Source organism: Bradyrhizobium sp. 21, assembly GCF_023073335.1.
GTDB lineage: Bacteria > Pseudomonadota > Alphaproteobacteria > Rhizobiales > Xanthobacteraceae > Bradyrhizobium.
In genome coordinates this window covers 11,784-33,838 of sequence record NZ_JADPJG010000021.1, presented here as the reverse complement: position 1 = coordinate 33,838, position 22,055 = coordinate 11,784, and the positions used below count along the sequence as shown (strand labels likewise).

At 65.2% G+C, this 22,055-nt stretch carries 22 protein-coding genes; 10 read left to right on the top strand and 12 right to left on the bottom strand.

What is annotated here, in order from left to right:
- Positions 1–33: 33 nt before the first annotated feature.
- The 3 genes from IVB31_RS20340 to IVB31_RS20330 all read right to left on the bottom strand — a co-directional run bounded on the left by IVB31_RS20340 (position 34) and on the right by IVB31_RS20330 (position 3,232).
- Positions 34–1,134: an alkene reductase gene (locus IVB31_RS20340; RefSeq protein WP_247325741.1), complete on the bottom strand. Its 1,101-nt coding sequence runs from the start codon at positions 1,132–1,134 to the stop codon at positions 34–36.
- 184 nt (positions 1,135–1,318) lie between these two features.
- Positions 1,319–1,822 carry a DUF1993 domain-containing protein gene (locus IVB31_RS20335; RefSeq protein WP_247325739.1) on the bottom strand — a complete coding sequence of 168 codons (504 nt, stop codon included), beginning with the start codon at positions 1,820–1,822 and terminating at the stop codon, positions 1,319–1,321.
- 108 nt (positions 1,823–1,930) lie between these two features.
- Positions 1,931–3,232, bottom strand: a complete 1,302-nt coding sequence (locus tag IVB31_RS20330; protein WP_247325735.1) for a lytic murein transglycosylase — start codon at positions 3,230–3,232, stop codon at positions 1,931–1,933.
- Positions 3,233–3,439: 207 nt separating this feature from the next.
- Between IVB31_RS20330 and htpX the strand changes: the two genes are divergently transcribed.
- On the top strand, positions 3,440–4,384 hold the full coding sequence (gene htpX, locus IVB31_RS20325; RefSeq protein ID WP_247325734.1) for a zinc metalloprotease HtpX: 945 nt from the start codon (positions 3,440–3,442) through the stop codon (positions 4,382–4,384).
- Positions 4,385–4,518: 134 nt separating this feature from the next.
- Complete coding sequence (locus IVB31_RS20320) at positions 4,519–5,160, top strand: tetratricopeptide repeat protein (protein ID WP_247325733.1); 642 nt, start codon at positions 4,519–4,521, stop codon at positions 5,158–5,160.
- A 179-nt stretch (positions 5,161–5,339) separates the two neighbouring features.
- On the opposite strand, the gene IVB31_RS20315 is transcribed toward IVB31_RS20320, so the two are convergent.
- Positions 5,340–5,687, bottom strand: coding sequence for a hypothetical protein (locus tag IVB31_RS20315; RefSeq protein ID WP_247325731.1), 348 nt, complete (start codon positions 5,685–5,687; stop codon positions 5,340–5,342).
- Positions 5,688–5,850: 163 nt separating this feature from the next.
- On the bottom strand, positions 5,851–6,651 hold the full coding sequence (locus tag IVB31_RS20310; RefSeq protein ID WP_247325728.1) for a hypothetical protein: 801 nt from the start codon (positions 6,649–6,651) through the stop codon (positions 5,851–5,853).
- A 229-nt stretch (positions 6,652–6,880) separates the two neighbouring features.
- Between IVB31_RS20310 and IVB31_RS20305 the strand changes: the two genes are divergently transcribed.
- Entirely contained in the window at positions 6,881–7,174 is a 294-nt protein-coding gene (locus tag IVB31_RS20305; protein WP_014497428.1) for an antibiotic biosynthesis monooxygenase, read from the top strand.
- Positions 7,175–7,365: 191 nt separating this feature from the next.
- On the opposite strand, the gene IVB31_RS20300 is transcribed toward IVB31_RS20305, so the two are convergent.
- Entirely contained in the window at positions 7,366–8,811 is a 1,446-nt protein-coding gene (locus IVB31_RS20300; RefSeq protein ID WP_247325725.1) for a short-chain fatty acyl-CoA regulator family protein, read from the bottom strand.
- 232 nt (positions 8,812–9,043) lie between these two features.
- Between IVB31_RS20300 and IVB31_RS20295 the strand changes: the two genes are divergently transcribed.
- The 3 genes from IVB31_RS20295 to IVB31_RS20285 all read left to right on the top strand — a co-directional run bounded on the left by IVB31_RS20295 (position 9,044) and on the right by IVB31_RS20285 (position 11,661).
- Positions 9,044–10,675 carry an isocitrate lyase gene (locus tag IVB31_RS20295; protein WP_247325723.1) on the top strand — a complete coding sequence of 544 codons (1,632 nt, stop codon included), beginning with the start codon at positions 9,044–9,046 and terminating at the stop codon, positions 10,673–10,675.
- Between the two features lie 30 nt (positions 10,676–10,705).
- Complete coding sequence (locus tag IVB31_RS20290; RefSeq protein WP_247325711.1) at positions 10,706–10,912, top strand: hypothetical protein; 207 nt, start codon at positions 10,706–10,708, stop codon at positions 10,910–10,912.
- A gap of 194 nt (positions 10,913–11,106) precedes the next feature.
- On the top strand, positions 11,107–11,661 hold the full coding sequence (locus tag IVB31_RS20285; RefSeq protein ID WP_247325709.1) for a hypothetical protein: 555 nt from the start codon (positions 11,107–11,109) through the stop codon (positions 11,659–11,661).
- Positions 11,662–11,673: 12 nt separating this feature from the next.
- Here the strand turns inward: IVB31_RS20285 and IVB31_RS20280 are convergent, their stop codons facing one another.
- Entirely contained in the window at positions 11,674–12,555 is an 882-nt protein-coding gene (locus tag IVB31_RS20280) for a metallophosphoesterase (protein WP_247325707.1), read from the bottom strand.
- A gap of 104 nt (positions 12,556–12,659) precedes the next feature.
- Between IVB31_RS20280 and IVB31_RS20275 the strand changes: the two genes are divergently transcribed.
- Complete coding sequence (locus IVB31_RS20275; protein WP_247325705.1) at positions 12,660–13,151, top strand: NUDIX domain-containing protein; 492 nt, start codon at positions 12,660–12,662, stop codon at positions 13,149–13,151.
- A gap of 43 nt (positions 13,152–13,194) precedes the next feature.
- Here IVB31_RS20275 and IVB31_RS20270 read toward each other — a convergent pair whose 3' ends face one another.
- Positions 13,195–13,572, bottom strand: coding sequence for a DUF2304 domain-containing protein (locus IVB31_RS20270; protein WP_247325703.1), 378 nt, complete (start codon positions 13,570–13,572; stop codon positions 13,195–13,197).
- A gap of 64 nt (positions 13,573–13,636) precedes the next feature.
- The gene (locus tag IVB31_RS20265) at positions 13,637–14,428 is read right to left on the bottom strand and encodes a glycosyltransferase family 2 protein (RefSeq protein WP_247326048.1); all 792 of its coding nucleotides are present in this window, start codon (positions 14,426–14,428) and stop codon (positions 13,637–13,639) included.
- A gap of 114 nt (positions 14,429–14,542) precedes the next feature.
- On the opposite strand from IVB31_RS20265, the gene IVB31_RS20260 reads away from it, so the two are divergent.
- Genes IVB31_RS20260 through IVB31_RS20250 form a run of 3 tightly spaced genes read left to right on the top strand, consistent with a single transcriptional unit; the run spans position 14,543 to position 16,751 of the window.
- Entirely contained in the window at positions 14,543–15,715 is a 1,173-nt protein-coding gene (locus IVB31_RS20260; RefSeq protein ID WP_247325700.1) for a hypothetical protein, read from the top strand.
- A complete protein-coding gene (locus IVB31_RS20255) occupies positions 15,712–16,227 on the top strand; it encodes an N-acetyltransferase (RefSeq protein ID WP_247325698.1) in 516 nt (171 codons plus the stop codon). The genes IVB31_RS20260 and IVB31_RS20255 overlap by 4 nt, the downstream gene beginning before the upstream one ends.
- Before the next feature lie 41 nt (positions 16,228–16,268).
- Complete coding sequence (locus IVB31_RS20250; protein ID WP_247325696.1) at positions 16,269–16,751, top strand: GNAT family N-acetyltransferase; 483 nt, start codon at positions 16,269–16,271, stop codon at positions 16,749–16,751.
- A gap of 180 nt (positions 16,752–16,931) precedes the next feature.
- On the opposite strand, the gene IVB31_RS20245 is transcribed toward IVB31_RS20250, so the two are convergent.
- The 3 genes from IVB31_RS20245 to IVB31_RS20235 all read right to left on the bottom strand — a co-directional run bounded on the left by IVB31_RS20245 (position 16,932) and on the right by IVB31_RS20235 (position 22,050).
- Positions 16,932–19,295, bottom strand: coding sequence for a TonB-dependent receptor (locus IVB31_RS20245; protein WP_247325693.1), 2,364 nt, complete (start codon positions 19,293–19,295; stop codon positions 16,932–16,934).
- A 146-nt stretch (positions 19,296–19,441) separates the two neighbouring features.
- The gene (locus tag IVB31_RS20240) at positions 19,442–19,846 is read right to left on the bottom strand and encodes a DUF2946 domain-containing protein (protein ID WP_247325690.1); all 405 of its coding nucleotides are present in this window, start codon (positions 19,844–19,846) and stop codon (positions 19,442–19,444) included.
- A 140-nt stretch (positions 19,847–19,986) separates the two neighbouring features.
- Complete coding sequence (locus IVB31_RS20235) at positions 19,987–22,050, bottom strand: hypothetical protein (RefSeq protein ID WP_247325687.1); 2,064 nt, start codon at positions 22,048–22,050, stop codon at positions 19,987–19,989.
- Positions 22,051–22,055: the final 5 nt, after the last annotated feature.

Here is a 22,055-nt window from a genome sequence, read left to right as displayed (position 1 = left end):
ATGGGTCCTGGCTTTCGCCAGGACGACACTATGTTACTCCGCCGGCTCGGCCGCCAGCACAGGATAATCCGTGTATCCCTTCGCGCCGCCGCCATAGAAGGTGTTCTTGTCCCAATCATTCAGCGCAGCGCCCTGCTTCAGCCGCTCGACGAGGTCGGGGTTGGAGATAAAGGGCTTGCCGAAGGCGATCAGGTCGGCCGCGCCCGCGTCCAGCACCTTGGTGGCGAGGTCGAAATCGTAGCCATTGTTGGCGATGTAGGCCCCGCCAAAGCGTTTGCGCAGGCCCGCATAGTCGAACGGCGCGATGTCGCGCGGACCGCCGGTGGCGCCTTCGACGACGTGGAGATAGACGAGCTTCAGCGCGGCGAGGCCGTCGACGATATGGTCGTACAAGGCTTGCGGGTTCGAATCCGAGATGTCGTTGGCCGGCGTCACCGGCGAGATGCGGATGCCGGTACGATCGGCGCCGGCCTCCGCCGCGACGGCCCTGGAGACCTCCAGCATCAGCCGCGCGCGGTTCTCGATTCCGCCGCCATAGGCGTCCGCGCGCTTGTTGGTGCCGTCCTTGGCGAACTGCTCGAGCAGGTAGCCGTTGGCGCCGTGGATCTCGACGCCGTCGAAGCCGGCTTCGAGCGCATTCTTCGTGGCACGCTTGAAGTCGTCGATGATCCCAGGAATTTCGGAGAGCTCGAGCGCGCGGGGCTCGGAGACGTCGGCAAAGGTGCCGTTGACGAAGGTTTTGCCCTTGGCGCGGATCGCGCTCGGCGCCACCGGGGCTGCGCCATTGGCCTGGAGATCGACATGCGAGATGCGGCCGACATGCCAGAGCTGGATGAAGACTTTTCCGCCGCGTTCATGCACGCGATCCGTGACCTTGCGCCAGCCGGCGACCTGGTCCTTGGTGTAGATGCCAGGAGTGTCCTGGTAGCCCTGGCCCTGCTGCGAGACCTGGCTCGCTTCGGTGATCAGCAGGCCTGCGGAGGCGCGCTGGCCGTAATAGTCGGCGGCGAGTGGGCTGGGGACGAAAGTGCCCGGCGCGGCGCGGTTGCGCGTCAGCGGCGCCATGACCAAGCGATTGGCCAGCGTGATCGGGCCGAGCTTGTAGGTCTCAAACAATTTGGTCGAACGGCTCATGAGAATGCTTCCGGGCGATGAGAGGTCCGGAACACTTGTGCATCGCGGCAATCGGCGCAAGGGACGAGCCATACGGAAAGTGCAGGCGAGCTGCGCGCTGAGCTCCACGCAGCATAAATCATGTGCAAAATCGGCCGCGGCGACAGATTCGATCTCCTCGCCGCGGCCGCTTGAATCATCCGCTTTAGTTCTGGCCCATGAAATCGCGCTTGCCGATCTCGACGCCGTTGTGACGCAGGAGCCCGTGGGCGGTCGCTGCGTGGAAATAGAAGTTGGGCAGCGAGAACGCGCTCAGGAATTGCTGACCCTTCATGGTGATGGACTTGTCCGGGCCGGCCGGGAAGGTGACGTCCCTGCTGTCGGCGCCCTCAAACTGCTCCGCCTTGAACGATTTCACATAATCGATGGTCTTCGCCAGGCGCTGCTTTAATTCCGCAAAGCTCGTCTCTGTGTCGGGCGTCGCGGGCACCTCGCTGTGGGTCAGCCGGGCGCAGCCCTTGGCGGCGAAATCGCTGACGAGCTGGATCTGCTTTGACAGCGGCAGCATGTCCGGAAACAGGCGGGAGCCCAGCAGGACGCTCGGATCGACCTTCTTGGCCGCGCAATGCGCTTCAGCCTTGGTGAGCAGGCTGGTCATGCTGTTCAGCATTTGCAGATAGGCGGGGACGACGGCGTCGTGGAAGGACATGTGATGCTCGCTCTGATTGTGGGAAAACTCAGGAGAAACCTGAGCCACTCACATGGGAACGTCATGGAAAAATACAATCGCAGGACCGGCTTGTGCAGCGCGAAAATTCTACCGGATCGTCGCTCCAGGCTGCACCTGTGCCGTACCGCCCCGCATCCGGGTCAAAAGCTCGGCGGTCGGCCAGGAATCGGCCGGCAGGCCGTATTTGATCTGCATTGCCTTCACGGCGGCGCGGCTCTGCTGGCCCAGCACGCCGTCGACCTTGCCGACGTTGAAACCGTTCTGAACCAGAAGCTGCTGCAACTGCTTGAGCTCGTTGAACGGCAGTTGCGCCACCGGCGTGGTCGGCTTGCGCATCGCCGCCGCGCCCGCGATGCGGGTGGCGAGATAGCCCGCCGTGGTCGAATAGATCAGCGAGTTATTCCACTCGGTGTAAGCCGCGAAATTCGGGTACGCCATGAAGGCCGGACCAAAGCGTCCCATCGGCAGCAGCACGGAGGCCGCGAGATTGTCGTTCGCCAGCGGCCGGCCGTCGGGATAGGTCACCCCGAGCTGCGCCCATTTCGAGCGCGGCTGCTGCACCGTGAGATCGGTCTGATCCCACGGCAGGTTCTGAGGCACCTTGATCTCTTCGAGCCACGGCTCGCCGCGCCGCCACTTCAAGCCGTTGGCGATGTAGTTCGCAGTCGAGCCGATCACATCGTCCTCGCTGCGCAGCAGGTCGCGTCGTCCGTCGCCGTCATAATCGACGGCATAGTTGACGTAGTGCACGGGCAGGAACTGGGTCTGGCCGAGTTCGCCGGCCCAGGAGCCAACCATCTCGTCGGGGGTGAGATCGCCGCGGTCGATGATCTTCAGTGCAGCGACGGTCTCGTTCACGAACATCTCCGAGCGCCGGCAGTCATAGGCCAGCGACACCAGCGATTTCAGTGTCGGCAGATTGCCCATGTTGACGCCGAAATCGCTCTCCAGACCCCAGAACGCGGCGATCACCGCCGGCGGCACGCCATATTCCTTTTCCGCGCGCGCGAACGCCGCCGCGTGTTGCTTGATGTGCTGCTGGCCGTTCTGCATGCGATAGGGCGCGGCCATGCGGCCGGCGAATTCGGTGAAGAGCTGGCCGAACACGCGCTGGCCGCGGTCGCGGTTGACGATGCCCTGGTCGTAGACGAGGTAGGGAGAGGCCTCCGATATCGTCCGCTGCGACACGCCGGCGGCCACCGCCTGTTGCTTCACGTCGGCCAGAAAGCGATCGAAGCTCGCGCCGTTATGGCACGACGCCGCGCGCGGCGAGGGCGCGGTGGCCCTGGGGGCAGCCGGCTTTGCGGGTGGTGGCGCGAACTGGGCAGAGGCGGTTGCAGACAACGCAACAAGAGTGACGGCCGCGATCGCAAGTCGGGTCTGGAGCATGAGGTTTCCGGGGGAGCGCACGTGGGGAATCTTGCCAAAGCTTAAGGGAATTGAGCGCCTCAAACCATCCCGGAAAAGCAATGTTGGGCAAGTGCCGCGGCTCCGCGACGCACCTTGAAACCTTGCACGCGGACGGGGGTCATCCCTACCTCATGCTCGCCGGCCCGCAACGCCCCCAGCGACCACGGCCGGCCTTGGGAGACGGCCATGAACTATCTTCGCACCGCAATGTTGCTCGCAGGCCTCACCGCCCTGTTCATGGGCGTCGGCTATCTGATCGGCGGTGCTTCGGGCGCCATGATCGCGCTCGTCATTGCGGCGGCCTCCAATCTCTTCACCTATTGGAACTCCGATCGCATGGTGCTCTCGATGTACGGCGCCCATGAGGTCGACCGCAGCAGCGCGCCGGAGCTGGTCGGGCTCGTCGCCGAACTCGCGGCCCGCGCCTCGCTGCCGATGCCGCGCGTGTTCCTGATGGACGAGGCGCAGCCCAACGCGTTTGCGACCGGGCGCAATCCGGAAAACGCTGCGGTGGCCGTCACCACCGGGCTGATGAACCAGCTCAGCCGCGAGGAGCTCGCCGGCGTGATCGCCCATGAGCTCGCCCATATCAAGCATCACGACACGCTGCTGATGACCGTTACCGCGACCATTGCGGGTGCCATCTCCATGCTCGCCCAGTTCGGCATGTTCTTCGGTGGCAATCGCGACAACAACGGTCCCGGCATCGTCGGCTCGATCCTGATGATGATCCTCGCCCCTATCGGGGCCATGCTGGTGCAGATGGCGATCAGCCGCACCCGCGAATACGCCGCGGACAATCTCGGCGCGCGCATTGCGGGGCAGCCGATGTGGCTGGCGTCGGCGCTGGTCAAGATCGAGGGCGCGGCGCATCAGCTCCCGAACGTCGAGGCGGAGCGAAATCCCGCCACCGCGCACATGTTCATCATCAATCCGCTGTCGGGCCACGGCGTCGACAATCTGTTCACGACCCACCCCTCGACGCAGAATCGTATCGCGGCGCTTCAGCAACTCGCGGCCGAGCTGGGCGCGCAGGCGTCGCCGTCGGTCGGTGCCAACGAGAACTATCCGCCGCGAAGTCCCTGGGGCCGCTCCTCTTCACGTGGTCCGTCACGTGGTCCTTGGGGCTGATACGAAACCATCAGGAATTTGCGCGCTTTGTGACCTGATGCACACAGGACGGTCCCGGCCGGTGCTAACACCCCGGCGAGACTATTCGTTCGAAAGGGGATGCGTGGCCGGCCCTCTGCCTGCCGCCGTCGAAAATGACCAAAGCTGCGGTACCATTGCTGATCGTCCTGGGCGTGCTCATCGGCCTGTCCACGCACACGGTCGTCAATTGCGGGGACGAGGACGATCCCGACATCTGCTCGGCGGTGATCGGCTTCTCGCCGCTGCGCGGCTCGCTGATCGCGTTCGCTTATGAAGGGCGCGGGCGGATCGCGTTGCGCCATGGCGACTGGCGGCGGGCGATTGCCGATTTCGACGAGGCCATCCACCTCAATCCCAACCGCGCCTCGCTCTACCGCGACCGCGCGCAGGCGCGCCGGCAGAACGGCGACCTCGCGCTCGCCATCGAGGATTACGACGAGGCGATCGCGCATGATCCCAGGCTCGCCGCGCCCTACCACCAGCGCGGTCTCGCGCTCGCCGCCGCCGGCGATCTCGACCGCGCCATCCTGAGCTTCAACACCGCGGCCCGGCTCGCCCCCTCGGATGCCCAGGTCCGCCTCGATCGCGGCCTCGCATTCCTCGCCCGCGGCCAGGCCGACGACGCGCGCGCCGATTTCGAGGCCGCGCTGGCGCTTCCCGCGGGCAAGGGCGCCAGCACCCGCGATGCGGCCCGCGCAAAACTCGCCGAACTCGCGAGCGCCGAGCCGACCCGCGTGGCCGCGCCGAGAAGGTGAAAATCTAGAATCGCGTGCGGCGCTTCCCCTCTCCCCTTGTGGGAGAGGGTGGCTCGCCGCGCAGCGCCGAGACGGGTGAGGGGTGTCTATCCCCACGAACAGTCTTGAGTGGAAATAACCCCTCATCCGGCGCTTCGCGCTACCTCCTCCCACAAGGGGAGAAGGAAGGAGAGCTGCGATTACTTCGACTTCTTGGCTTTGGCCTTCTTCGCCGGCTTCACCGGTTTTTCCTTGGCGGCCTTCTTCTCCACCTTCGCCGCGACCGGCGTGCTGGCGGCAATTCGCATCGACCGCGCATAGCTGTCGGCCACATTGTCGGCGGACATCTGCAGGCGCTTGGCGGCGGCGGTGGCCTGCTCCATGGTGGCCTTGGCCATCATCTTGAAGCGGTCGCCGGTCTCCTTGCCCTTGGCCTTGGCCGCAAGGCCGGTGAAGCGATCCCGCCGCTCCTTGGCGCGGGTCATCAGGCCCGTATGCAGCTGTCTGGCCAGTTGCCGGATCACGACATCCAGGTCGGCGTCCGCCATTTTGTTCTATCCTCTTCGAAAACAGTGTCGATGCGGGCGGGACTATGCAGATCGGGCCCCGCCTTGGCAATTCCCTGCCGGGAGTCATCCGCAGCTTCCGGTTTACAAAACAAAAGAGCCGCGCATTTCTCGCGGCTCTCTTGGTGGTTCGACGCTTTTTGGCTTACTTCAGCGAGGCCACCGGGCCGCTCGAAGCTGCCGGGTCGGGGTCGAAGCCGAACACGCCGACCAGATATTTGTAATAGTCCGGCATCTTCTCCTTGAGCGCCTCGCGCGACTTCGGGTCGTGGAATTCGCTCTTCCCGGCCAGGAAAATGCTGGCGGTCACCGCAAAGAACTCCATGTGATTCTTCAGCGCGTAGGCTTCCTTGGGCAGGAGGTCCTTGGACTTGGCATAGGCGTAATAGCCGATCACGCCCTTGTTGGCATAGCCGTCCGGCAACAGCCGCGCGTGATAGGCGTGCAGGAGCTCGTGCAGCAGCACGGCCTCCTTCTCGTAACGCATCATGTCCGGCCGCAGCATGATCACGCCGAGGCCCGAATCGACCGCGAGGTCGACGGCATTGGGATTGGTCCAGCGCTGCGTGGCATGGTCCCAGACCGTCAGCGTCCGCGGCACGCTCCGCTCGACGTTCGGGGCGACCCGGCCGTAGCACGCGGTCGCGGCGCCTTCGTCGAGGCAGGCAAGCTCGCTCGCAATGATCGGGACGGTGCGGAAGAAGCGCAGCACGCGCGGCGACAGGCCGGCAGCCTCGACCACGTCGATCTGGCTCTTCAGATTCTCGGTGAGCTTGTCGACGTCCTTGCGATCGGAGTTCTCCGATATGTCGAACATGTAACCACGGTAGCTCTGGAAGCCCGGGGGCAGCGCCTGCGCTGCCCCAGCATCGAGCGATCCGGCGTTGGATGGACCGGCGAAAAGCGCGCCGACAATGGTCGCGGTCAGCAGCAACGCAATGCGCATGATGAACCCCCTGATGTCACTTCGCCCGGCAGAATAGGCCACCGTTGTTTGCGAAAAGTGAGTGGGGCGAGACTAGGGCAGCGATGTTGAGGCGTGCTTAATCGTTGGTTGAAGATCGCGGAGGCGGATTAGTGCCGGGTTAACCAAGCGTGGATCGGCGCCGCGCTTCGGCGTACCATGCGGTGCGGGCACCAGGCTCGTAAATCGAGACAGCCGGTAGGAGGATGCCATGTATGCCGCCATCCGTCAGGCCAAGGCGAAAAGCGGGAGCGCCGAAGAGCTGGCGCGCCGCATCAAGGACGGCGCCGTTCCGATCATCAGCGACGTCGACGGTTTCCGCGCCTATTACGTCGTCTATGCCGGCGACGACACGGTCACCGCGATCTCGATCTTCGACAAGTTCGAGCAGGCGGAGGAGGCGAACCGGCGCGCGATCGCCTGGATCGAGAAGGATCTCGGCCCGCTGCTCGCCGGCCACGCCAGCGCCGCCGCGGGGCCGGTAATCGTGCATACGCTGGCGTAGGAGACGGTTGCGACGGCCTCTCCCCGATGTCGTCCTGGCGAACGCCAGGACCCATTACCCCAGGGAGAGGTTTTGCGATGAGTGGCAGTCGCCTTCGTTTGCCCGATGGTTCGGTGGTTATGGGTCCTGGCTTTCGCCAGGACGACGGCGAGTTTGTTGCGCCGATTTATCGCCAAACACGCAGCCGCCCCTCACAGCTCCCTTGCGTTCGAGAACGCGAATGAGCTCACGCGTCGCGTCGTCTCGTCCAGGATCAGCGTGCGCGTGATCGGCGGCTCGGCACGCTGGGCGCAGTTTTCGCGCTCGCAGAGGCGGCAGTTGACGCCGATCGGCGTGCCCTCTGTCTTCTCGAGGTCGATACCGGCGGCATAGACGAGGCGCGCGGCGTGACGGATCTCGCAGCCGAGGCCGATGGCGAAGCGTGGCTGCGGCAGCGGGTGCGGCGCGACGGGGCGGCGCACCATCTGCGCGATCGAGAAATAGCGTGTGCCGTCGGGCAGCTCGATCACCTGCTTGAGCAGGCGATCCGGCGTGTCGAAGGTCGAGTGCACGTTCCATAGCGGACAGGTGCCGCCGAATTTCGAGAACGGGAACGTGCCGGAGGAGAAGCGCTTGGAGACGTTGCCGGCATTGTCGACGCGCAAGAGGAAGAACGGGATGCCGCGCGCGTTCGGCCGCTGCAGGGTGGTGAGCCGGTGGCAGACCTGCTCGAAGCCGGAGCTGAAGCGCTGCGCCAGCAAATGGATGTCGTAGTTGAGCGCTTCGGCCGCGGCGAGGAACGCCGGGTAGGGCATCATCACGCTGGCTGCAAAATAGTTGGCGAGCGTGATGCGAAACAGGCGGCGCGGCGTGTCGTCGAGCGGGCCTGCACGGCTGATGATGGTCTCCAGATGCTGCGCGCATTCGCCCAGGCCGAGCTGGAAGGCGAGCTGGAACGCGCGGCCGGGCGGATCGACCAGTTCGGAGATCAGGAGCTGGCGGCGGTGGCGGTCGAAGCGCCGCAGCGTCTCGCGCATCACGTCGACGGGCATGATGCGGGTCTGGATCGAATGCTTTTCGCGCAGTCGTGCCGCGAGCGCCGCATAAAGCTCCTCGGCCGGCACGTTCAGTTCGTCGCGAAGGGTCTCCGCGGCCTGCTCCAGCTCCGGAAAATAGTTGCGGTTGGCCTCGATCAGCTCGCGGACGCGCTCGACCGGATTGGCCTCATAGCGCGTGCCGACGTCGCGGTCGGCCATCTGCGCCGCAGCCAGCGTCTCGCCCTGGCGCGCCTCGGCATAGGCGGCGTAGAGCCGTTGCAGCGCATGGGTGACGCCGGGGCAGAGCTCGGCGAGGTCGCGCAGTTCCTGCTTGGGAACGTCGATCTGGCGGAACAGCGGATCGGAGAAGATCTCGTTGAGCTCGGCGAAGAAGCGGTCCTCGTCGGCGGTGGCGAGGTCACGCAGGTCAAGGTCATAGGTCTCGGCCAGCCGCAGCAGGATCTGCGCGGTGACCGGGCGCTGGTTGCGCTCGATCAAGTTGACGTAGCTCGGCGAGATCCCAAGCCCCTCGGCGATCTGGGTCTGCGACAGGCCCAATTGCTGCCGGATCCGCCGGAAGCGCGGGCCGACGAAGAGTTTTTTGCTGGAACCGGCGGGCATTTTCAGGTCTCCAGAGGCATCAAGGGCAATCTTGTTGACCTATAATCTTTACAAAATTTACAAATTAACATCTATTACATGTTCTTATGTTACATGACATCACCATTCAAATACAAGCCCTCTATACGACCTGAGCTTTCTCGCGTTTAGCTTCTGACACGCATCTCGCAATGCATTGTCAAGAATGTCGATGGCCAGAGATCACCATCGTCAGCGAAAAAGGATCAGGCACATGAATTACCAGCCCCGCGGCATCAGCACCCTCCAGGGTCCGGCGTCGTATCAGAGCGAGATCGAGGCAGCCCAGTCGCTCCTCGAGACCCAGCCGACCTGGAACGGGGTGTCGGCCGAGGCCGTCGCACGCATGCGCCTGCAGAATCGCTTCAGGACCGGCCTCGACGTCGCCCGCTACACCGCAGCGCTGATGCGGGCCGATATGGCCGCCTATGACGGCGATCCCACCAAATACACCCAGTCGCTCGGCTGCTGGCACGGCTTCATCGCCCAGCAGAAGCTGATCTCGGTCAAGAAGCACTTTGGCAAGACCGATCGCACCTACCTGTATCTCTCGGGCTGGATGATCGCGGCGCTGCGCTCCGAGTTCGGCCCGCTGCCCGACCAGTCGATGCACGAGAAGACCTCGGTGCCGGCGCTGATCGAAGAGCTCTACACCTTCCTGCGTCAGGCGGATTCGCGCGAGCTCAACGACATCTTCCGCAGCCTGGACAAGGCGCGCAAGGAGGGCGACAAGACCCGCGAGAAGGAATTGATCGAGAAGATCGACAACTTCCAGACCCATGTCGTCCCTGTCATCGCCGACATCGACGCCGGTTTCGGCAATGCCGAGGCGACCTATCTGCTGGCCAAGAAGATGATCGAGGCGGGCGCCTGCGCGCTGCAGATCGAGAACCAGGTCTCGGACGAGAAGCAGTGCGGCCACCAGGACGGCAAGGTCACCGTGCCGCACGAGGTGTTCCTGGCCAAGATCCGCGCCTGCCGCCACGCCTTCCTCGAGCTTGGCGTCGAAGACGGCATCATCGTGACCCGCACCGACTCGCTCGGCGCCGGCCTGACGCAGCAGATCGCCGTCAGCCACAAGCCGGGCGACCTCGGCGACCAGTACAACAGCTTCCTCGATTGCGAGGAAATCACGGCGGAGAACGCCCGCAACGGCGACGTCATCATCAACCGCAACGGCAAGATGATGCGCCCGAAGCGGCTGCCTTCCAATCTCTATCAGTTCCGGCCCGGCACCGGCGAAGACCGCTGCGTGCTCGACAGCATCACCTCGCTGCAGAACGGCGCCGACCTGCTGTGGATCGAGACCGAGAAGCCGCATATCGAGCAGATCGCCAAGATGGTCGATCGGATCCGCAAGGTGGTTCCGAACGCGAAGCTGGCCTACAACAACTCGCCGTCGTTCAACTGGACCCTCAACTTCCGCTGGCAGGTCTACGATGCGATGAAGGAAGCGGGCAAGGACGTCAGCAAGTACAACCGTGCCGAGCTGATGAAGCGGGAATACGACGAGACGCCGCTGGCGATCGAAGCCGACGAGCGCATCCGTACCTTCCAGGCGGATTCGGCCAAGCGTGCCGGCATCTTCCATCACCTGATCACGTTGCCGACCTACCACACGGCGGCGCTCTCGACCGACAATCTCGCGAAGGAATATTTCGGCGAGCAGGGCATGCTCGGCTACGTGAAGAACGTCCAGCGCGCCGAGATCCGTCAGGGTATCGCCTGCGCGAAGCATCAGAACATGGCCGGCTCCGACATCGGCGACGACCACAAGGAATACTTCGCCGGCGAGGCTGCCCTGAAGGCGGGCGGCGCCCACAACACGATGAACCAGTTCGGCTAACGCAGAACGCTTCTTGAGAGGAGAGCGACAATGACCAACAGCAATTTCTGGGTGATCGGCGGCGAGTTCGGTTCGATGAACTTCCACAAGCTCGTGGAAGGCTCGGCCCAGGTCCAGGGTCCGTTCAAGACCCGCAAGGAGGCCGAAGACGCCTGGCGCTCGGTCTCGGAAGAGAACCGCCACAAGGCCGGCGTCCGCTTCTCGATCGTGGAAGAGCCGTCGCGGGTCCCGGCCTGACGGCATTGCCGCGGGCCTGAAATAAGAAGACGTCCAAGGACGGATGGTCCCATCCGGCGCAAGCCGGGTGGGATCGTCTGCTTTTGGCACAGATGAAGCAGCTGTGGGCACCGTAAGTAACTGGAATTGTGGGGCCTTTGCGGGCACATTGGTTGCTGATAGGTTAATCGCGCCAAGTGAGGACGAGGCCGCCAATGTCAGAGCCCGAGACCAGCGGGACCCATTCCAGCCAGCCGCGTCCGGTGCGGCTGCGCGATGCGCTGTTGCGCGCGCGGATCGAGGCCGCCGACCGCACCGGCGTGGTCGTCGACCTCCGCGACGCCGAGGTGGCGCGGCTGGAGATACTGAACGACGCGCTCGATCCCCTGTTCGCCCAGGTGCCCGAGCAGATCGACCTGTTCGACCGCGGCATCAGCCAGGGCGATACGCCCAGGCTGTGGATCGACGTCGTCGCGCACATCGTCATGGGGCGCGACAAGCGGATGTACCGCTTCGTGCAGGACACCCGCTTCGGGCGCATCGTGCTCGCCGAATCCCACGACACCTCTGTCATCGTCGAGGCCGTCACCGACTACGTCGCGCGCCGCATGATCGAGCGCGAGCATGCGATGGTGGTCCCGCCCGAGCCGAAGCCCGAGGTCGCGCAGCCGCGGCGCCGCTCGCGCGTCTGGCCGTTCGTGTTCGGATTTGTGCTCGGCGCCGCCGCGCTGTTCGGCCTCGCCCTCCTGGCGGCTCTGCGGAGCTGGTGAATTGGCGGCGAACTAAATCAACCGCGTATGCTTGATCTGCCCGATCTGAAATCCAGCCCCAAGGCTCCGCACCGTCTGCTCGCAACGCCAGCCGGTATCGTCCTTCTCGATCGTGAACAAATTATACGCCGCGGCCGGGTAGTGCCCGTGCGCGAGTGCGGAGGCCGAGGGGACGCCGATCGCGGGAATGTTGCCGTTGGGACCCTCGAGCCACATCGTCGAATGAATGTGGTCGTGCCCGTGCAGGATCAGCTCGACGCCGTGGCGCTTCAAGAGTGCCAGCAAATCGGCCGAGTCAGTCATCCGCTTCTGGCGCGCACGGGACTTCAGCGGATGATGCACCAGCAGCACGCGAAAGACGTCCTCGGCTGCAAGCCGCTCGAGCACCTCGTCGAGGGCGGCGAGCTGATCGCGACCGAGCGTGCCCGTCGCCATCAGCGGCAGGGTCGGCACCGCCGTGGACAGGCTGACCAGCGCGAGTGGGCCGCGCCGGCGCACCGCCGGAAAGCCGATGCGGCCGTCGTCGCCCGCCAGATAAGGCGCGAAGGTCTCGCCGAAACGATGCGAGGTGGCGCGGACATAGGCGTCGTGATTGCCGGGAATCGTGGTGACGCGGTCGGGCGGACCGACGCCGTCGAGCCAGGCGCGCGCCGGCGCGAACTCGGCCTCGAGCGCGAGGTTGACGAGATCGCCTGTCACCGCGATGTGGTCGGGCGCCTGCGCATGGATGTCGGCGACGAGTGCGTCGAGCACCTCGCGGCGCTGGTATTTGTGACGGTTGCGCGTCCAGTTGACGTAGCCAAGCACGCGCTTGCCGGCGAGCTCGATCAACCGCGGCTCCGGCAGCGGCGGCAGATGCGGGTCCGACAGATGGGCGAGCGTGAAGGGGGCCATGAAAGATGTCACCGCGCGCGATTGCCTCGCTATTCGTCCGCTGTAATGGCAAGGTCGCGGGCAACGCGCAAGCCAAGCCTCAGGCAAAGCGTCAAGGGAGCCTGATGGGGGATCGTCTGAATCGTGTTCGCCGGACATTCGAGCCGCTGCTGCGGCGAATCTTCCACGCCTATTTCCTGCTCGTCCGCGGCATGACGCTCGGCGTCCGCGCCGTGGTCCTGGATGCCGACACCAGGGTATTCCTGGTCAGGCACAGCTACATCACCGGCTGGTATCTGCCCGGCGGCGGCGTCGATCTCGGCGAGACCATGGAGCAGGCGATGCGGCGCGAGCTCAAGGAGGAGGGGGATGTCGATCTCACCGGCGAGGCCGTGCTGCACGGCATCTTCCTCAACAGCCACGTCTCCCGCCGCGACCATGTCGCGGTCTACGTCGTCAGGCAGTTCAAGCAGGATCGCGTCCCTGAGCCCAACCACGAGATCGTCGAATGCGGGTTCTTCGCGATCACGGCGCTGCCCGAGGGGACCACGCCCGGCACGCGGTTGCGGATCGCGGAAGTGCTGGACGGCAAGCCGTTGATCGCGACGTGGCGGTAAGGGCGGCCTGGCGTTAGAGCGATCTGGCGGTAACCGGAATAGCTCAACCGCCGGGCCGGCTGCTCTCCTTCGCCTGCAACTCCAGCGCCAGCAGGCTCTGCTCCTGGATCAACGCACAGTTCTGTCGCTCAAGCCTGTGCAGCCGCGCCGTCATGTTGTGCAGGAACGCGAACACCACCAGGAACAGGGCGCCGAACATCACGACGAACGGAAACACGACGCCGGTCAAATGACTGACGAGATAGGCGAGGCTTGGAAACAACGCGAAGCCCGCCGGGAGGATCGCCACCATGGACAGCATCAGGAAGTCATAGAGATCGAACTTGCCTTGCAGCGTCTTGCGCAGCAGCACCAGCATGTAGATCAACGCAAAGGCGGAGATGACGATGACGGTTTCTACGCTGGGAAGGACGGTTGGCACTGGCACCCCCTCAAGATGTTCGACGAGATGATGAAGTCGCAGATCGGCACGGAAGAGCGCGGCGTCATGGCGATCTCATCAGACGCGCGAGCAGGATGTAGCCGAGGACGCGAATCATGTAGCTCGCCGACTTCAGTCCGTCGATCGAGCTGACGCCGGTCGCCCGCGGACGCATCTCGACCGCGACCTCGCTGACCGTGAGGCCGGCGCGCATCGCCCAGGCCAGCGAGATCGGTTCCGGAAAATCCGCCGGGTACGCCTTCGCGAAGAAGGCGATGGCGGAGCGGTCGAGCAGCCGCATGCCGCTGGTCGGATCGGTGATGCGGCCGCCGCTGAAGAGACCGTTGAGCGCGAGCACGATCAGCCTGATTCCGGCGCGGCGCATGCGTGTGGAGCAGAAGCCGGCATGGTCGATGAAGCGGCTTCCGATGATGATGTTGGCCGGGTCCTTGCGATAGGCGTCCAGAAGCGTCTCGATAGCGCGTGGATCGTGCTGCCCGTCGCCGTCGATCTGGATGCAGAAATCGAAATCCTGCCGCGCCGCGTATTTGATGCCGGTCTGGACGGCGCCGCCGATGCCGAGGTTTTGCGCCAGGCGGGCAACGGGGGAGCGGCAGCTCGCCACCGCGGACGTCGCGTCCGTCGAGCCGTCGTCGACGACCAGGGTGTGGTAGGGGCGGCCGGTCGCCGCGATCTCGCTCAGGAGGCCGCCGATCGAGGCCTCCTCGTTGAAGCAGGGGATGATGAGCAGGATCCGCGGCGCGGCAGCAGGCGCCGCAGCGGCACCGCTCTGGCGCGTGTCGGTTGAATCCAAGCCCAAATCCGAGCCCATGTCCGAGCCCATGTCCACGCCCATGTCGGCCACGTCCGCCTCACCTCCAAAATCCCCACCTTGCTATACTTGCCGGCGCTTTTCCTGTACAGGCGGCGGGCCGTTTCCAAGCTGAGCCGTCCTGTCCGGCAGTCGCCCATGAGAGCTTTCAAAGTCGTTTTTTCAATTGTGTTTCTGGCAATTCTGGCCAGCAACGTTCGGTTGATCTCGCATTGGAGCGAGAGCCGCGGCGTCTATGACGATATCTGTTATCTCAGGCAGGCCCATCTGTTCCAGCGCTTCGGCTGGCACGGGCTCGACACCAGCCTCGCCCGTGAAACCGACGGCTATCTCGCGGGCAAGCTGCGCAGCATCGACTACCCGGACTGGAACGATCCCACCCGGGCGCCCTGCCACACGCAAACCGCCGACGGCAGCAAATCGGTGATGACGCCGCCGCCGGGCACCGGCTTCGTGCTGGCGCTGTTCCCGGAAGGGTTCCAGGTCATTCCGCTCTATGCGTTGGCGAACGCGGTCATCGCCGGCTTTGCACTGTACGGGCTGTGGCGCGCGCGGGAGTGGGCGTCGTTGATATCAGCCGCATTGTTCGGTGCGCTCGCGATCTACTTCATGATCAACCCGACCAAGGCGAGCTATTCGATGGCGCCGACCATGGTCGTCTGCGCGTTGACGGGCCTCTTCACCGCCAGGCTGTTCGTTGATGAAGGTCGGCGCCGCCTGTTGATGATCGCTTCCGTCGGCGTTCTGCTCGGCCTGTCCGCGAGCTTTCGGATCGCGAACGTGGTTCTGTCGGCCGGCTATTTCCTGTTCTTCGGCCTGTCGTTCCTGATCTGGCGCACCCGCGAAACCTTCCTGCAGGGACTCGCACTTGCTCTGGCGTTCCTCGTCGGCCTGTTGCCGGTATTCGCGGCGAATTTGGTCAATTCGGGCAATCCGCTGGTCTCGGCCTATGGCGGCCAGGATACGGCTGCGCCGAGTCTCGATCCCGCCGTGCTGCGCGCCTATCTCGGCGACACGCAGTTCCCGCTGATCGTGATCGCCTGCGTCTGGGCCGCGCTGTTGTGGCGTTTCGCGAATCATGCCGGCGTCAGGAAACTCACGCTGCTGGTCGCCGGCAATCTCGCGCTGAATCTCGCATTCTTTGCCACACACCCGGTCTTCACCCAGTATTACATCATCCCGATCTTGATGCTCTCGCTCTGGACGTTGCTGTACGCGGCCGTCCTCACCCGCAGCCGGGCACAGGCGTCGATCGCGCATGAGCCCGGTGGACCATTGCTGTCTGAGATGTTATCCCGCCGGCTAACATGACGGATCTCTCGCTTACCATCCTTCCCGAAGCTGCCGGCGACGCCCAGGCGATCGAACGGCTGCACGAACGCACCTTCGGGCCCGGCCGCTTCGTGCTCAGCGCTTATCGCATTCGCGAGCATGTCGACCATTTGCTCGAACTGTCCTTCACCGCCCGCATCGGCACGCTGCTGGTCGGCTCGGTCAGGCAATTGCCGGTGCTGGTCGGCGAGACGCCGGCGCTGCTGCTCGGGCCGCTCACGGTCGAGCCGCCGTTCCGCGGCCGCGGTGTCGGCCGCCTGTTGATGGAGCGCGCGCTCAAGGACGCCAGGGCCAAGGGCCATGCCATCGTGCTGCTGGTCGGCGACGAGCCATATTACAGCCGCGTCGGCTTCAAGCCGGTCACCAAGGGCCGCGTCACCATGCCCGGCCCGGTCGACGCCGCCCGCATTCTGGTGTTCGAACTCGTCGACGGCGCCTTCGCGGGCGTGTCGGGACAGGTCGGTCCGGACTGGAGCAAGGCGCGGGGCTAGGGCCGCGCGCAGCAGGACGCTTGCCTTTGGGAGTATCGAAGATGCAGGTGCGTCCCGCTGATGCCGGTGAGATCGATCATCTCGCGCGCTTGTGGCACGACGTCTGGCATGAATCGCATGCGCCGCTTGCGCCACCCGAGCTGGTCCGCCTCCGTACTCTCTCGAGCTTTCGCGATCGGCTCGCAGTCGTGCTTCCCAATGCCTGTGTCGTCGGCCCCGCCGGCGCGCCGCTCGGCTTCTGCGCCATCAAGGGTGACGAATTGTACCAGCTCTTCGTGTCGCCCGAAGCGCACGGGTCAGGTGTTGCAATGGCCCTGATCACGGATGCGGAAGCACGGCTCGCCGCGCGCGGTGTGGATCTGGCGTGGCTGGCCTGTGCCGTCGGCAACAATCGTGCGGCGCGGTTCTACGAGAAAAGCGGCTGGAGCCTGGCCGGCACGTTCGTGATGCTGTCGGAGACGTCGAACGGGCCTTTTCCCGTGGAGCATTGGCGGTTCGAGAAGCGGTTGACGCATTCAACCTGAGCGTGGCCGGCGCCTCAGGCTCGACGCGACTGCGCTCGTGCTTCAGAGCTCGCACGTGCCGATGCTGTCCCAGCCCGAGGCCGTGGCGGAATTCATCGCGAGCGCCGCTGCATCGCTCGAAGGATAGCGCCGCCGTCGGCCATGTCAGTCGGGGCCCCATGGGCCCCGACTGGAGCAAGGCTAGAACTTGAAATTGGCGAACGCCCTGACGCCGATGCCGGGCATCAACACCTCGTCCTTGGTGTAGGACACCGAGTTGCGGATGTTCTCGTTGAGGAGATTGTTGCCGACGATGCCGGCAATCATCTCGCGCGCACCGAACCAGTTGCGGTCGAGCCTGGTCTTGTAGCTCACCTCGGCCTTCAGCAAATTGTAGCCCGATGTCGGCGTCTCCGCGATCACGGCGACGTTGTTCTGGGCGAAGGCGTGCAACAAATTGACGCGCATCAGCCAGTTGTCGTCGCGCCAGAACACGCCGCCGCCCAGTCGCATCGGCGGAATGCGCGGCACGTTGGTGCCGTCGGTGAAGGTGGCGCGGACCACGTCGAACTGGTTCTCGATGCCCCAGATGCCGCCCTGGAATGCGCCGATATCGAGCTGCGACTGGAATTCGCCGCCGCGGAAATTCGCATTGCGTTGCGAGTAGACCGCCTGGTTCAGCTCGGCAGCGGGCGCGCCGCAGGAGGCAAAGTCGCCATCGCACATCACGCCGGTGAGCCGGCGATAGATGAAATTGTCGAAATGCGTGGTGTAGACGGTCGCCTCGAAGCGGAATGGTCCCGTCGCCTTGCGCACGCCGAGCTCGACCGACTTTGCAGTCTCGATGGTCAGGTTCGGATTGCCGATGTCGAAGGTCGCAGTTGCGTCATGGCCGCCACGGGAAAACAGCTCCGCCGCCTTCGGCGCGCGCTCGACATATTGCGCGGTGATGCTGCCGACCATGCCGCCCGGCAGGTCCTGCAACAGGCCGATGCTGCCGCTCTTCGGTGTGAAGGACGGATTGCGGGCGATGCCCGCCTGCGGCGTGCCGTCGGGCAGGAAGTCTGCCGGAAAATCCGGTGTCGTCCCGTGCAGCTCGACATGCTCGATGCGGCCGGCGATCTGCGCTCGCGTCGCGTCCGTGAACTTGAACTCGTTGAAGGCGTAGCCGGCGACGCGCGTGCTGTTGTTCGGGTCCCACAACCCGTTGAACAGCGTGCCCGGATTGTCCGGGCTCGGCGCGCTCAATTCCTGATGCCCGACCTGGAAGCCCAGCGCCGTCGTCACTTCGGCAAAGCGCGCGTTGAACGGCATCAACTGCACTTCGGTGCGGATCTCCTGCTCCTTGTTGGTAAAAGTCTGCCGCACGCCGTCAGTGTTGGGATCGGCGGGATCGGCAAGGCCGATCTCATTGTGCCGGTAGTCGGTCGCGCCGGCCCAGAAGCGGACGGTGTCGATTGCGGCCGCATCGGGATGGTACTCGCCCTTGACGTTGATCTTGGTCTGGTGGCCGTCGATGCGCGTGTTGTGGTCGGCGCCGTCGATGCCGGGGATGTGGTAGAGCGAGTCGTTCTGCGTGATCGCAGCGCCGATATAGCCGCCCTGGAAGAAGTAGGAGCCGCCGATCGAGGCGCCGTCCGAGCGTGTCGCCGAATTGGGCTGGCGCCCGTTGGCGACGGACCGGGTCTGGTCGGCGAGGTAGGGATAGCTCGGGATGCTGTAGTCGGTGGTGTTGCGCCCGTAGACGTCGGCGTGGAAGGCGAAGTTGCCGCCGCCGGTGTCGAGCAGCAAGCCGCTCTCGACGCCACGGTCAACCGAGCTGAACGCGCTGCGCGTCTCGGCGGTCACGCAAGGCGACGTCCCGGCGCTCGCGAGCGGCGCCTTGACCGGCAGCCCGAAACTCTGGAACGGCGGCGCACCGCAGTTCGGCAGCGCATCCGGAATCCGGTTGTTGGTGGCGCTGACGACGCCGCCGATCGAGGTCGAGCCGTAGCGGAGCGCAGCCGGCCCGCGCACCACCTCGACCTGGTTGGTCGCGAGCGGATCGATCGGGACGAAATGATCCTCGCCGAGGTCGGAGGCACCGCCGGAATTGGTGCCGTTCTCGACGATGCCGACACGGTTGACGTCGAGACCCCTGATGATCGGCCGGCTGGAGGCGCCGGGTGCGAAGCTCGAGCCCGTGATGCCCGGCTTGGAGAACAGGAGATCGCCGAGCTGACCGCCGCCCTCGCGGCGGATCTCCTCGTTCGGCACCACCGTGACGGTGGCGAACTGGTTGGTCACAACAGGCAGCACGCCCTGCTGAGGCGCGGCGGGCGTGGAGGCTGCCGGCGGCGCGTCCGCCGTGCGTTCGTGGCTGCGCGTCCGGCCAGTGCGCGCGACACGGACCGGGCTGCGGGTCGGCACCACCGCTCTGCGCACGATGGGGCTCGGGGCCGTCACGGTGACGGCTGGGATTTCGCTGGATGACTTGTCCTCAGCCAGCGCCGGGCTGGCGGCGGCGCCGAGCAGGAGCAGGCTTGCTCCCCCAAGGCGCTGCGCGCGTCGCAATTCAAATGACATGGTCCTGATTCCAGTCAGGCGCGGTCCGAAGATGTTTGTTGATCGGAGGCGGCCTGCCGTCGCAGCGCGACGGAATTCGACTTCAACGTCTCCCGGGCATGCGCCTGAAAGCGGCGAGTCCGGGCGTGATCAAACGATGTTGGAAGTCAGGACGCGGGAGGCGCGCGCGGCTGGAACGCCGTGCGGGCCGATTTCAGATGGATGAACTCGGCATCGGTGGTGCGGTAGAGCAGGTCGATCGCCTGCGGCAGCAGCAGCAGAGGCGGCGCCGCAAACATGACGGTGCCGGCCATCGCGACCAATGCGCAGATCGCGCAATTGTCGTCGCCCGGCTGCTCCCGGTCGGGACCCCCTGGCGATTGCTTCTCGACCGCTGCGCGGTCAATCGAGGCCGCGCCCTTGGTGCTGTCGGTCTGCTGAAGCGAAGACTGGGCGAGGGGAGCGGCTTGGGCGAACCAATGGCTGTGGCCGAACGTCAGCGCGAACTGCACCAGCATCGCGAACATCGCGAGCCGGGCGCCGTGCCTGATATTTGACCGGAACCACTTCATCTGGAAACGCCACCCCACGTCGCGGGTATCATCCCCTGATCCCGCGATGTTATAATGTAACATCGCAGCATCGGTCAGCGAATGTCAACCGCAGCCGGGCAGCCCACGTGGGCCGTCCACGCGATGTGTCGTTCCTGCAACTAGCGTCCTTCGCGGACCCACGTCGCAGCAAACGCGCCGAGCAGCAGCAACAGCCCGATCAAACCTGCGAAGATCGGCAGCACGCCGACGCCCTTGACCACGCTGGCGTCGCGCAACCGCACGCCCATCCAGCCGTCACCATGGAAGACGCTCGCCGAGCGCACCGGCAGGATGCGCGGCAGCTCGACGCTGGCGCCGTCGACCACGCGCACGGAATTGCCGCCCGTGGCCTGCGTCAGCGGCCTCAACGTGTCGATGGTGGAGGTGACTTCCGAAAACTCCTTCGGATTGGTCGGGCCGACATTGATCAGCGCCTTCAGCGTGCCGTCGGTGGCAGCCCACAGGCCGAGCTCGCTCGCCGGCACGCTGGCGCGCCATTCGCCGGGATCGCCGGCACTGAGCGTCAGATCGCGCGACACGCCCGAGGGCGAGGTCACGCTCACCGGCTGGACGCTGTCTGCCATGGTCTGGCGCACCACCACGAGATCCTTGCCTTGGACCTGCAGGCGCAGCGCCTCCTCGTCCAGATCGGGCTGCTTCATCAGCCAGTGCGACATCCGCCTGAGCAAATCGAGGTGCGGGCCGCCGCCCTCATAGCCGCGCGCCCATAGCCAGATGTGGTCGGAAAGCAAGAGCGCGACGCGGCCCTCGCCGAAGCGCGTCAGGAACAACAGCGGCTTGCCGTCGGCGCCAGTCATCACCGGCGGGTTGACGGAATTGCGGGTGTCGACGGTGCGGAAGAAGCGGCTCCAGTGCGGCGGTTCGCTCGCGGAGCCTTCGAGACCGCGCGTGACGGGATGGCGTTTGCCGACGTCGGACAGGTGCGCGTAGAACGGCTTCTCCGTCACGCCGACCGGTTCTGCCGGCAGCACCGAATCCAGCGGCGTGCGCCAGATGCTGGTGTTGGAGGCGTAGTCGGGCCCGGCCGAGACCAGCACGGCGCCGCCGCCGCGCACATAGCGTGCGATGTTGTCGAAATAGGCGATCGGCAGCACGCCCTGGCGGGCATAGCGGTCGAAGATGATCAGCTGGAATTCGTTGATCTTCTGCTGGAACAGCTCGCGGGTCGGAAACGCGATCAGCGACAATTCGTTGATCGGCGTGCCGTCCTGCTTCTCCGGCGGACGCAGGATGGTGAAGTGGACGAGGTCGACGCTGGCGTCGGACTTGAGCAGATTGCGCCAGGTGCGTTCGCCGGAATGCGGCTCGCCCGAGACCAGCAGCACGCGCAGCTTGTCGCGCACGCCGTCGATGGCGACGACGGCCCGGTTGTTCACCGGAGTCAGCTCTCGCTCCAGCGGCGAGGCCTCGATCTCGACGATGTTCGGCCCGGAATGCTTGATGTCGACCTCGACGCTGGCGGTCTGGCCGCTTCCCAGCGTGCGCTCGTTGATCACCTCGCCGTCCCTGCGGACCGTGACCTTGGCGCGCTCGCCGCTGACGCCCTGGTCGTCGAGGCGGTAGGTGATGGTCTGGGGCTGCCCGACGATGCCGAAGCGCGGCGCCGCCATGATCGCGATACGGCGGTCGCGCTCGTCCTTCTGCCCGGTGATCAGTGCGTGCACCGGCGCCTGGAAGCCGAGCCCGGCGGCGTTGGCCGGAATGTCGTGGACGCGGCCGTCGGTGATCAGGAATGCTCCGGCGACGCGGTCGACCGGCACGTCGGACAAAGCCGAGGCGAGGGCGCCGAACAGTTTTGTGCCGTCGGTTTCGCCATCGGCCTGTCCGGCATCGACGACGCGGACCTCGAGCCCCTTGATCTTCTTCAGGCTGTCCACCAGCGCTTCCTGCGCCGTTGCTGCCTCGCGATTGCGGTTGCCGAAATTCTGGCTCGGGCTCTTGTCGACGACGACAGCGGCGACCGAGGTGAGGGGATCGCGGTCCTCGCGGGTGAAGGAGGGATTGGCGAGCGCCAGCAGGAACAGCACCAGCGCGGCGACGCGCACGGCAGCGCCGCGCGCCCGCGCAAGCAGCAGCACCAGCGCGATGACGACGATCGCGGCCAGTGCGAGCCACAAGACGATCGCGGGGACAAGCGGCGTGAACGCGATGCCGTAATTCATATCGA